The organism is Pontibaca methylaminivorans (assembly GCF_900156525.1).
GTDB classification, from domain to species: domain Bacteria; phylum Pseudomonadota; class Alphaproteobacteria; order Rhodobacterales; family Rhodobacteraceae; genus Pontibaca; species Pontibaca methylaminivorans.
Genome location: NZ_FTPS01000001.1, coordinates 2,132,817 through 2,142,654, shown reverse-complemented (window position 1 = coordinate 2,142,654; position 9,838 = coordinate 2,132,817). Strand labels below are relative to the sequence as shown.

Annotated in this window: 13 protein-coding genes and 1 tRNA gene; 9 read left to right on the top strand and 5 right to left on the bottom strand. The window is 65.7% G+C overall.

The window, feature by feature from the left end:
* Window positions 1-23: 23 nt before the first annotated feature.
* Entirely contained in the window at window positions 24-1,613 is a 1,590-nt protein-coding gene (locus tag B0B01_RS10430; protein WP_076649798.1) for a trimethylamine methyltransferase family protein, read from the bottom strand.
* A 199-nt stretch (window positions 1,614-1,812) separates the two neighbouring features.
* Here B0B01_RS10430 and B0B01_RS10425 point away from each other — a divergent pair, with 199 nt between their 5' ends.
* A complete protein-coding gene (locus tag B0B01_RS10425) occupies window positions 1,813-2,694 on the top strand; it encodes a LysR substrate-binding domain-containing protein (RefSeq protein ID WP_234967754.1) in 882 nt (293 codons plus the stop codon).
* Between the two features lie 43 nt (window positions 2,695-2,737).
* On the opposite strand, the gene B0B01_RS10420 is transcribed toward B0B01_RS10425, so the two are convergent.
* Together B0B01_RS10420 and B0B01_RS10415 are read right to left on the bottom strand one after the other, a co-directional pair.
* On the bottom strand, window positions 2,738-3,664 hold the full coding sequence (locus B0B01_RS10420; protein ID WP_143733045.1) for a DMT family transporter: 927 nt from the start codon (window positions 3,662-3,664) through the stop codon (window positions 2,738-2,740).
* Window positions 3,665-3,760: 96 nt separating this feature from the next.
* Window positions 3,761-4,186, bottom strand: coding sequence for an HIT family protein (locus tag B0B01_RS10415; protein ID WP_076649795.1), 426 nt, complete (start codon window positions 4,184-4,186; stop codon window positions 3,761-3,763).
* A gap of 271 nt (window positions 4,187-4,457) precedes the next feature.
* On the opposite strand from B0B01_RS10415, the gene B0B01_RS10410 reads away from it, so the two are divergent.
* The 3 genes from B0B01_RS10410 to B0B01_RS13285 all read left to right on the top strand — a co-directional run bounded on the left by B0B01_RS10410 (window position 4,458) and on the right by B0B01_RS13285 (window position 6,208).
* Window positions 4,458-4,979 (top strand): hypothetical protein, encoded by a 522-nt coding sequence (locus B0B01_RS10410; protein ID WP_076649794.1) that lies wholly within the window; start codon window positions 4,458-4,460, stop codon window positions 4,977-4,979.
* 26 nt (window positions 4,980-5,005) lie between these two features.
* Window positions 5,006-5,605, top strand: a complete 600-nt coding sequence (locus B0B01_RS10405) for an SNARE domain-containing protein (protein ID WP_076649793.1) — start codon at window positions 5,006-5,008, stop codon at window positions 5,603-5,605.
* Between the two features lie 435 nt (window positions 5,606-6,040).
* Window positions 6,041-6,208 carry a hypothetical protein gene (locus B0B01_RS13285; protein WP_200805448.1) on the top strand — a complete coding sequence of 56 codons (168 nt, stop codon included), beginning with the start codon at window positions 6,041-6,043 and terminating at the stop codon, window positions 6,206-6,208.
* Here the strand turns inward: B0B01_RS13285 and B0B01_RS13580 are convergent.
* On the bottom strand, window positions 6,147-6,533 hold the full coding sequence (locus tag B0B01_RS13580) for a carboxymuconolactone decarboxylase family protein (protein WP_083946169.1): 387 nt from the start codon (window positions 6,531-6,533) through the stop codon (window positions 6,147-6,149). The genes B0B01_RS13285 and B0B01_RS13580 overlap by 62 nt on opposite strands.
* A 219-nt stretch (window positions 6,534-6,752) precedes the next feature.
* Between B0B01_RS13580 and B0B01_RS10395 the strand changes: the two genes are divergently transcribed.
* From B0B01_RS10395 to B0B01_RS10375, 5 genes are all read left to right on the top strand, one after another.
* A complete protein-coding gene (locus B0B01_RS10395; RefSeq protein WP_143733044.1) occupies window positions 6,753-6,950 on the top strand; it encodes a hypothetical protein in 198 nt (65 codons plus the stop codon).
* Window positions 6,951-6,991: 41 nt separating this feature from the next.
* Window positions 6,992-7,246 carry a type II toxin-antitoxin system prevent-host-death family antitoxin gene (locus B0B01_RS10390; RefSeq protein WP_076649791.1) on the top strand — a complete coding sequence of 85 codons (255 nt, stop codon included), beginning with the start codon at window positions 6,992-6,994 and terminating at the stop codon, window positions 7,244-7,246.
* 128 nt (window positions 7,247-7,374) lie between these two features.
* On the top strand, window positions 7,375-7,674 hold the full coding sequence (locus B0B01_RS10385; protein WP_234967753.1) for a type II toxin-antitoxin system HigB family toxin: 300 nt from the start codon (window positions 7,375-7,377) through the stop codon (window positions 7,672-7,674).
* Window positions 7,664-8,044, top strand: a complete 381-nt coding sequence (locus B0B01_RS13555) for a helix-turn-helix domain-containing protein (RefSeq protein WP_076649789.1) — start codon at window positions 7,664-7,666, stop codon at window positions 8,042-8,044. Before B0B01_RS10385 ends, B0B01_RS13555 begins: the two co-directional genes overlap by 11 nt.
* A gap of 11 nt (window positions 8,045-8,055) precedes the next feature.
* A complete protein-coding gene (locus B0B01_RS10375) occupies window positions 8,056-9,753 on the top strand; it encodes a recombinase family protein (RefSeq protein ID WP_076650184.1) in 1,698 nt (565 codons plus the stop codon).
* Here the strand turns inward: B0B01_RS10375 and B0B01_RS10370 are convergent.
* Window positions 9,710-9,786 (bottom strand) — tRNA-Met (locus B0B01_RS10370). The genes B0B01_RS10375 and B0B01_RS10370 overlap by 44 nt on opposite strands.
* Window positions 9,787-9,838 lie beyond the last annotated feature (52 nt).

The window sequence follows — 9,838 nt, the reverse complement described above, 5'->3', positions numbered from 1 at the left end:
TGGCCGGGAAGAGGCGCCATTCCTCAGTACCACGCATCGGGCATCGAGGCCTTCCGCCGGGCGATGAAATCGTTCAGCGCCTCGCCGGTCGACTCGTCCATCGGGGGCGCCTCGTAGCCGGCCAGGATCTCTTTCCACCGCGCATTGGCGCGTTGCGCGTGGTCGATGCCGCCCTGCTCGTCCCAGGTTTCAAAGGGCTGATCGTCATTGAGACCGCTGTCCCAATAGGCGGTCTGATAGTGGCGCAGCGTGTGATCCGTTCCGAACAGGTGCTCGCCCGGCCCGTTCTGCGCCAGCGCCTCGACGCCCAGCGTGTCCTCTGTCACCTCGATCCCGTTCAGATAGGCATGCAATGCGCCCGCCATGTCGCAATCCATCACGAATTTCTCGTAGGACATGGACAGGAGGCCATCCAGGAAACCGGCGGTGTGCAGGATGTAGTTCGCGCCGCCCTGGATCGCCGACATCATCGACATCATGCTTTGCTGCATCGCCTGCCCGTCGGGCCGCTTGGAGGTGCTGAAATTGCCCGCACAGCGCAGCGGCAGGTTCAGCCGCCGCGCAAGCTGCCCCATCACCAGCGAACCGAGCGCCGGTTCCGGCGTGCCGAAGGTGGGCGAGCCCGAGCGCAGCGACATCGAGGACAGGAATCCCGCCAGCACCGCCGGCGCGCCGGGCCGCACAAGCTGCGTCAGCGCGCAGGAGGCCATCGATTCCGCCAGGCATTGCGCCACCGATCCGGCCATGGTCAGCGGCGACACCGCGCCGCCCAGCAGGAACGGCAGATGGATCGAGCCCTGTCCCGCCGCGGCATAGGTGCGGATGCCCGCCGTCGTCACACCGTCCAGCACCAGCGGCGAGGTGGTGTTGAAATTGCCCATGATGACGCAGTTCTCATCCACGAATTGCGCACCGAACAGGATGCGGCACATCTCGATACTGTCGGCAGCGCGGTCGGGTGCGGTGATCGAGCCAAGGAAGGCGCGGTCGGAATAGCGCATATGCGCGTGAACCATGTCCAGATGCCGCTTGTTCACCGCGATGTCGGTCGGCTCGCAGATCGTGCCGCCGGAATGGTGCAGCCAGGGCGAGGATTGCGCCAGCTTCACCAGGTTCTCGAAATCGGCGATGGTGCCGTAGCGGCGCCCCTTGTCCAGGTCCATCACGAAGGGCGATCCGTAGGCGGGCGCAAAGACCACCGCATCGCCGCCGATCTCGACATTGTTGGCCGGGTTGCGCGCATGCTGGGTGAACCGCGCCGGTGCGGTTTTCAGGATCTCGCGCAGCATTCCCGGCTCGAACCGGATGTTCCATGCGGCATCGCTCACCGGCGTCACCGTCGCGCCCGCCTCGCGGTAAAGCCGCATTGCCTCGGCGTCCTCGCGCAGCTCGATCCCGATTTCGGCCAGAATGCGGTCGGCCGCCTGTTCGATGCGCGCCAGCGCCTCGTCGTTCAGCAGGTCATAAGTCGGTATCTTGCGGGTGATGAAGGGCACGTGCAGGTGCGCGTTCTGCCGCGGCGCGCTGCGGCCCGCACCGCCTGCGCGGCCCCGGCGGGACCGGCGGCCAGGTGCTTTTGCGGTCTTGATCCCTAACGTCCTGATCCCTGACATTGCATTGGCCTCCTGCGCCCGGGGGTGATCCGGCGCGGGCGGGCCGGCGCCGGTGATATGACCACGGTTCCCCGTCCCGGCCGCTGGGGCAACTGCCAAATATTTCATGCAGGGTTAGCTGAATTCATGTTAAGGGAAGACTGTGCCCCGGTCCCGTTGAGCAAAGGGCGCATATTCCGGCCCGAAAAGTGAGGATCACTTGTCCAGGCGCCCCTATGACCTTCCGCCGATGAGCGCGCTCATCGCCTTCGAGGCGGCCGCCCGGCACGTGAGCTTCAAGGCGGCGGCGCGCGAGTTGAACGTCACTCCTTCGGCTGTCAGCCATCAGGTCAAGGCGCTCGAAGCCGATCTGCGCTGCGCCCTGTTCCACCGTCATCACCGCGGGGTGCAACTGACGGAAACCGGCGCCTATCTGCTGGTCGCGCTGCAACGCGGCTTCGAGGCGATGGGCGGTGCCGTGGATCAGCTGCGGCAGCGGGTTCACCGCGCCTCGGTCACGATCCGGGTCACGACGGCTGTCAGTTCGCTCTGGCTTACGCCGAAGCTGGCGCAGTTCTGGAAGCTGCACGGCGATATCTCGGTGGCCCAGATCGTCAGCGACACCGACCATGTCCCGGCGGATTGCGACCTCAGCATCCGTTACGGCCCTCCTGACCGGGAGTCCGATACCTGTGCGGTCCTGTTCAACGACCGGATCATGGCGCTTGGCAGCCCCCGCTTTGCCCGGGCGCATCCGGTCGAGCGGCCGGCTGATCTCGCGCGGTTGCCGCTGATCCACTTCGACACGGCCGTCGCCGGCTGGACCGGCTGGCAGGACTGGTTCGCGGCAATCGGCTATGGCGGGCAGGTGCAGCACAGTCACCGCGTGAACAACTACGTGATCGCCCTGCAGGCCGCGCGCGACGACATGGGCGCGGTCCTGGGCTGGGTCGGTCTGACGCGCCGGCTGCTCGACGCGGGGGAACTGGTCCCGCTGCTGCCCGACCAGGTGGAACCGGGCGAGGATTTCTACGTCCGGCTGCATCCCCATGCGTCAGAACGGGCGCGGCTTGCGTATGACTGGCTGCTGGATGAAAGTTGAGGCCCGCAAGGCACCGGGCCGCCGCGAAGGGCGGTCGGCCCTCTCACGGGGCCGCGGCCGGATCGCGGGCCCGCCTTGTCAGATTGATCCCGACGAGAACACCGCCGACAAGCAGCGCGGCGCTGGACAGTTCAAGCAGCCCCGGCAAGCGCCCGTCGAGCACAAAGGCATAGATCAGGGCAAAGACCGTCTCGGACACGATGAGATAGCCAAGGACGACGGGGGGCACGCCCGCGCTGGCGATATTCCAGAGCCATGTCGCCAGCCAGGACGACACCGTGCCCAGCACGAGGCCCCAGAACAGCAGCGGGCCATAGGCGTCGACCCCCAGGCCGAAAAGAACCCCCTCGCGCAGCATCGCCCCGGCGGCGAGGACCGGCAGCGTCACCATCGTGCCGACGCCCACCAGCGCAGCCCAGAGCAGCGGCGATCTTGCCGTGTTCGACGCCATGTAGCGCGCGTTGGTCAGGCCGTAGATCAGCCAGCTCGCCACGGCGGCGAGGGCAAGCCCGGCCCCCAGTGGCGAAAACACGAGCGTGGCGCCTTCGGTATCCCCGGCCGCCAGAAGCGCGATCCCCGCACCGATCGGACCAAGGGCAAGCATCAGGCCGGGCCAGCCGATTACGGGCCGCTGCAGGTTCCCGACCACGGCGAACAGGACCGGCAGCGTCCCGATGATCAACGCGGTCAGGGCCGCCCCTCCGGCACGCACCGACATCGCCATCAACAGGTAATACAGCGAGTTGCCCAGAGCCCCGAAGGCAATCAGGCGGATCCAGTCGCCACGCCGCAAGGCCCGGAATGGATTGAAGCCGATCCACCACAGGTAAAACACCGAGCAGAACCCGTAGGCGCCGTAGCGGACGATCACCAGTTCCCCCGCGGATGCGGCACCGATGAAGTTCGGCGCTATGAAGGTCAGCCCCCAGAGGGCTCCGGCGGCCAATCCCGCCAGTATGGAGTGATTCATGATCAGCGACCGCCAGTCTGGGCGCGCCCGCCGCACCGGGACCGCGGCAAGACACGCATGGGTTGGCGCCCTTCCGCCAAAGGCGCCGAACGGCACCTATCCCCTGCGCAACTGCCGGGCAATCTCTTCCATCTCGGCGGCGGGAAGCTGCGGCGGCAGGGCATAACCATCGGACCCCGCCGACAGATATGCCTGCGAGGTGACGTCATGCACGTGCTGCATCGGGACCACATGGGCGTGGGCATGGGGCACATGGATGCCGGTAAAGAACATCGCCACGCGCTCGACCTCGTAGATCGCCTTCATGCGCCGCGCCAGGCGTTGCGCGCAGGTCATGATCCGTGTCGCCAGATCCTCGGGCAAATCCTCGAACCAGACATGGTGCGCCCTGGGAATGACCAGCGCATGGCCGGCACGGATCGGGTGCAGATCGAGAAAGGCCAGAATATGGTCGTCCTCATACAAGCGATGGGCGGGCAGTTCACCCGAAGCGATCCGGCAGAACAGGCAGCTGGCCGTCATGAATTGAACCCCTCACTTCCATCCTCTGACGCAGGCGTCCTTCCATCTTCCATGCCAGAAGCTGCAATCGCAAATGCAATCCAACGGCCCTTACGGGTGCGGGGTCTTGCACTGTAGCTTCCACGCATCACCCGGGAATCTCTTTCCGGGTCTTGGTTGGGGCCAGACGCCGCTGCGGTGCCGCAAGGAGCGCGGCAGGAATTTTTGCGGCGCCGCCCAAGATTTCGCGCCGCTTGCGCGTTACAAGGTTAACGAAGTGGGAAACCAGGCCATGAAAACCCTTGTCGCCGCGCTGTTGCTGTCCTGCGGGTTGCTGCCCGCGGGCCACGCCGGGGGTGGATCGAACATCGAAAACATGCCCTCGGCGCAGATCGTCGAGCAAGCGGGGTCGCTTCATCCTTCGGCGCTTTATGTGCTTGCCGGCCGGCTGTTGGCCGAAGGCAAGGGGCAGGAAGCGGCGAACTGGATGTATGCGGGCCAGTTGCGCTATCGCTTCCTGCTGGCGGTGCCGGATGCGCGCGCCAGCGACCGCATCCTGTTTTCGGCGCTGACGGAACAGGTCGGCCGACCGGTGAACGAATATATCGCCGGCGACCCCGATGAATGGATCGCGGCGATGCGCTGGGCGCTGGACTGGGACGCCGCGACCAAAAACAATATCACTTCCAGCACCGACCATGCCGCCGAACTGGCCGGGGTGCGGGAGGGACTGGCCCGGCTGATCTCCCGGGTCGACGCCAGCCGCGACGAGATCCGCCGCGAGCGCACCGCCAACGGGCTGGAAAACCGCTGACCTATGCCGCAAGGAGAAGCTTACCCATGACCATCCCCACACCGCTGCGCCGCCTTGCGGCCGCGCTGGCCGCCGTGCTCTGGCTTGCACCCGTGCAGGCGCAGACGACGGATCATCTGGGCCTGCCCGGCCCGATCTCGCTGGGGGGCGACAGCTATGCCCTGGCCTGGTCCTCGCGCCCGGCGGACAATTACATCAAGCAGGAATACCTGCCGGCAGGCGAAACCACGGACAGCTACAGCCGGATGCTGCTGGTGGAGACGGTCTCGGGCGGCGCCGGGGTAATGGATGCGGTGCGGGCGCAGACCGAGATGCTGACCCGGCGCAAGGCGACCGACCCGCTGGTCAACATGGATGTCATCCAGAACGAGGACACGGGCGAGGCGCTGCTGGATTTCATCGTCAGCAGCAAGGACGAGGCGGGGGAATACATCGTCGAATGGAACGCCTATCGCTATGCGCCCCTGGCCGAGGCCGCGGGCGGCCCCGGGGTGTTGATGTTCGGCATCAGCCACCGCGTCTATGGCAACGAGGCCGCCAAGGCGTTCCTGCAGGGGCTTTCCACGCTGCGCGCGGCGCAGATCGGGGCGCTGGCCGGTGCGCCTCTGCCGCAGCCGGGGGGCTGAGGATGCGCACCGTTCTCCGCCCTGTCCTGCCCTGCCTGTCCTGACCCGCGACAGCCGTTTCAGGCCACGTCCGGCGGCGCGCTCGATTGAAAGGCCCGCTGTCATGACGTTGCTCGGCAATGCGACGGGACGATCCGGTTGCGCCCTGATCCTGCTGGGCGCCCTGGCCACCGCCGGCCCGGCTTCGACGCAGGATTATCTGGGCATCCACCTCGACACGATGCGCGAACACAACCTGCGGCTGCATCAGCAGCAAGGCGCCGATCCGGGCGGAACCGGCAAGCCCTCTGCATCCAGACCGGATTCCGGCGAGATGTCTCCCCAGGCCGAGGCACGCGCCCGGGCCGAGGGCGCCAGGATCATGGAAGAGCACAAGCGCGAGCTTGCCCGACGGCGCAGGCCGCCGCCGCACGCGCGGAGAAACTGTGGCAGGCGATGGACGCGACCGCCGCGGGAACGACCGGGACCGGGCACGTGGAAACCCCCTCGGGCTGCGCCGCGGTTCTGCGCGCCACCAGCCCCGACGAGCCCACGCGCCCCTTTATCCGGGCGGTCTCGGCGCTGATGTCCGGCACCCTGCCGCCGCTGCAGATCGGCCGGTGACTGGATAACATCGGTCGGGCTGCATCCGCCGTTGTCGGCGACCGCCAAGATGCCGCTCGGGACCCCGGCAGCGAGGGCATCCGCCGTAGAAAGCCAGATGGGTGATGATCTCGGAAATCTCGGCCGGCTTCACGCCGTTGTCGAGGGCGAGCTGCAATTGCTCAGGAAGCAAGACGGTCTGATTGCGCGCGATGACGGTCGCCACGGTGATGATGCTGCGATCCCGCGGCGCAAGGCCGGGGCGCTGCCAGAGGCCGTTCGCCACCGTGTCCGTCGCGTAATGCTCAAGTGCCGGAGCGACAGACTGCACGTCTTCGCGGGACATGCTGCCGGTCTGCGAAGCTTAAGCGGCATCACAAGAATCGCACCGTCGATCCTGGTCTTGTCGATCTCCATCCCACGATGCTCCCCCGATTACAGACCATCCCTATTATACGCTACAGTATCCCATATGCCGCACGGCTGCGCTCCGGGCCTTTTCTTTCAGGCGTGAGCGGTTCTTCGATGGTCCCTGCCCCTCCCGGGCATGGGATTTCTGGAGACGATGGCGCTCAAACGTGACAGGATCAGTATCAAGGTGATAGGACCGGAAACGGGCCGGAACGATCCCGCGCGCGCCGATGCAGCCATCCGGTCCCTCGCCCGGCTGATCGGCCGCCAGATCGCCCGCGAGCAGTTCGAGCGCAAGATCGCGCGCGAACGCAAGGCGCAGAAGAAGCACCCGGCAGACGGGGATGCGTGACGCCTATGGTTCCGGGCAGCGGATTTGTTCAGGATACAGCCATGCCTACTATCGATTCTGTCATATTCCAGCGCAGTCCCGAAGAATTTCTGCATCAGGCACAACGCGAGCCGGTGGAGATCACCCGGCAGGGTCGCCGCGCCTTCGTGCTGATGCCCGCCGACCACTATGACTGGCTCCGGGCTGCCGCGAAACGGCGTCACCGCACGGCGGAAGCCGTCGATGTCGTTATCGACGCGGTTGAGCGTGCAGAGATGGACGCCGGGTTCACGCCGCTGGACGCCCTGCTCGGGTAGCGACCGGAGCCCGGCAGGTCGGTCATCGCCCCGCCGCGACCCCCGCGCCGGGGCATTTGCATATTCTTCTTGTGACCATTTTGGTCCCGTGATATAGGTGGCTTATGAGGATCATTGCCCGCCGCACCTTGCGGCAGTCCGTCGACAGCCTCGCGGGGCAGAAGGACCAGCCGGCTGTCAAAGCCGCGCTCGATGCCTGGTTCGACGAAGTGAGCAAGGCGGACTGGAAGAGTTCGGCGGATGTGAAGCGGCTCTATGCGACCGCCAGCATCGTCAGCGCCGAGCGCATCGTCTTCAACATCAAGGGCAACGACTATCGCCTCTTGGTGGCGGTCGACTTCGAGAAGACCATCGTCTGGATCAAGTGGATCGGCACCCACAAGGCTTATGACAGGATCGACGTGACGGAGGTCAGACATGGCGACTGAATTGAAGCCCATCCGCACCGAGGCGGATTACGATGCGGCGCTTGCCGAAGTGGAACGGCTTTGGGGCGCGAAGAGCGGCACGCCGGACGGCGATCGGCTCGATGTGCTGGCGACGCTGATTGAGGTCTATGAAGAGAAGCAGCACCCGATGGACCCGCCCGACCCGATCGAGGCGATCCGGTTCCGCATGGAGCAGCAAGGCCTGACACGCAAGGATCTGGAGCCGATGATCGGCCCGCGCAACCGGGTCGCGGATGTGCTGAACCGCAAGCGAGGCCTGTCCATCGAGATGATCCGGCAATTGCACGACCATCTCGGCATCTCGGCCGAGGTTCTGATCCGGCCCAGCCGCTTCGACAAGGTTGCCTGAAGGAGTTTGCCATGACCCGCGTTGCCCTCTATGCCCGCTATTCCTCCGACAATCAGCGCGAGGCGTCCATTGAGGACCAGTTCCGCATCTGCCGCGAGCAGGCGAAACGCGAAGGCTGGAAGGTCGTCGGCGCCTACAAGGATGCGGGCATCTCGGGCGCGAGCATGATCCTGCGTCCCGGCATCCAGATGCTGTTGCAGGACGCGCAGGCCGGACAGTTCGACATGGTGCTGGCCGAGGCGCTGGATCGCATCAGCCGCGACCAGGCCGATGTCGCTACCTTCTATAAGCACCTCAAGTTCGCCGGCGTGCCCATCGTCACGCTGGCCGAAGGCGAGATCAGCGAATTGCATGTCGGCCTCAAGGGGACGATGAACGCGCTGTTCCTCAAAGACCTCGCGGCCAAGACCCATCGCGGGCTGCGCGGCCGGGTCGAGGACGGCAAGTCGGGCGGCGGGCTTTGCTACGGCTACAAGGTGGTCAAGAAGCTGGACTCGCGCGGCGATCCGATCCGGGGCGACCGCGAGATCGACGCCGCCGAAGCGGAAGTGATTCGTCGCATTCTCCGCGACTATGTCGCCGGCGTCAGCCCGCGCGTCATCGCAAAGACACTGAACGAGGAAGGCGTGCCCGGCCCCGAGGGGCGGCTCTGGAACGACACCACCATCCATGGCCACACAAAGCGCGGCACCGGCATCCTCAACAACGAACTCTATATCGGCCGCCTGATCTGGAACCGGCTGCGTTATCTCAAAGACCCGTCGACCGGCAAGCGCGTCTCGCGGCTGAACCCGGAATCGGAGTGGATCGTCAAGGACGTTCCCGATCTGCGCATCGTCGACGACGAACTCTGGCAGGCCGTGAAGGCGCGACAGGCCGTGACCTCGGCAAAATATGCCAATGTCGCCGAGGGTGTGCGCAAGCACCACAAGAAGAACCGCCTGAACGGCACCCATCGGCCCAAGACCCTGCTCTCGGGCCTGATCTTCTGCGGCTGCTGCGGTGGCCCCTTCTCCATCCGTGGCTCGGATCGTTTCGCCTGCTCGACGCATGTGACCAAGGGCACCTGCTCCAACAGCCGCACCATCCTGCGCGAAGATCTGGAGCGGCGCGTTCTCGCCGGCCTGAAGGAACGGATGATGGCGCCGGAAGTGGCTGCCGAGGCGATGCGCGCCTATGCCGAGGAAACGAACCGGCTGAACCGGGAACGCCGCTCGAACGGCGATGCCTGGAAGGTCGAGTTGGTGAAGGTCGAGAAGCAGATCAGGGGCATCATCGAGGCGATCAAGGAAGGCATGTTCCATCCGAGCATGAAGGGCGAGATGGATGCGCTGGAAGCCCGTAAGGCGGAGCTGACCGGCCTGCTCGCCGATATTCCCGAGGATGCGCCGGACCTGCTGCCGAGCGCTTCGGCGATCTACGCGAAGAAGGTTTCCGCGCTGACCGCCGTTCTCGCCAAGCCCGACGAACGGCCGCATGCGGCGGCGGCGTTGCGGATGCTGATCGAGAAGATCGTGCTGACGCCGGGGCCGGAACGGGGCGAGATTTTCGCGACGCTGCACGGCGAGTTGCGCACGATCCTCGAATGGACGGATCGGCAAGCCATTGGGAAGGCTTGCAAAATGACAAAACCCGCCGTTGGTGCGGCGGGTTTGTCGGTCTCAATGGTTGCGGGGACAGGATTTGAACCTGTGACCTTCAGGTTATGAGCCTGACGAGCTACCGGGCTGCTCCACCCCGCGCCAATTGCTTGGGCTCTATCTAGTGGGCTCCGCCGGGGAGTGCAATGGGTAA

Excerpts from the sequence above, each read along its gene's own strand:
- B0B01_RS10430 (WP_076649798.1), bottom strand. The coding sequence starts at position 1,613 with ATGTCAGGGATCAGGACGTTAGGGATCAAGACCGCAAAAGCACCTGGC.
- B0B01_RS10420 (WP_143733045.1), bottom strand. The coding sequence starts at position 3,664 with ATGAATCACTCCATACTGGCGGGATTGGCCGCCGGAGCCCTCTGGGGG.
- B0B01_RS10415 (WP_076649795.1), bottom strand. The coding sequence starts at position 4,186 with ATGACGGCCAGCTGCCTGTTCTGCCGGATCGCTTCGGGTGAACTGCCC.
- B0B01_RS10410 (WP_076649794.1), top strand. The coding sequence starts at position 4,458 with ATGAAAACCCTTGTCGCCGCGCTGTTGCTGTCCTGCGGGTTGCTGCCC.
- B0B01_RS10405 (WP_076649793.1), top strand. The coding sequence starts at position 5,006 with ATGACCATCCCCACACCGCTGCGCCGCCTTGCGGCCGCGCTGGCCGCC.
- B0B01_RS13285 (WP_200805448.1), top strand. The coding sequence starts at position 6,041 with ATGGACGCGACCGCCGCGGGAACGACCGGGACCGGGCACGTGGAAACC.
- B0B01_RS13580 (WP_083946169.1), bottom strand. The coding sequence starts at position 6,533 with ATGTCCCGCGAAGACGTGCAGTCTGTCGCTCCGGCACTTGAGCATTAC.
- B0B01_RS10395 (WP_143733044.1), top strand. The coding sequence starts at position 6,753 with ATGGCGCTCAAACGTGACAGGATCAGTATCAAGGTGATAGGACCGGAA.
- B0B01_RS10390 (WP_076649791.1), top strand. The coding sequence starts at position 6,992 with ATGCCTACTATCGATTCTGTCATATTCCAGCGCAGTCCCGAAGAATTT.
- B0B01_RS13555 (WP_076649789.1), top strand. The coding sequence starts at position 7,664 with ATGGCGACTGAATTGAAGCCCATCCGCACCGAGGCGGATTACGATGCG.
- B0B01_RS10375 (WP_076650184.1), top strand. The coding sequence starts at position 8,056 with ATGACCCGCGTTGCCCTCTATGCCCGCTATTCCTCCGACAATCAGCGC.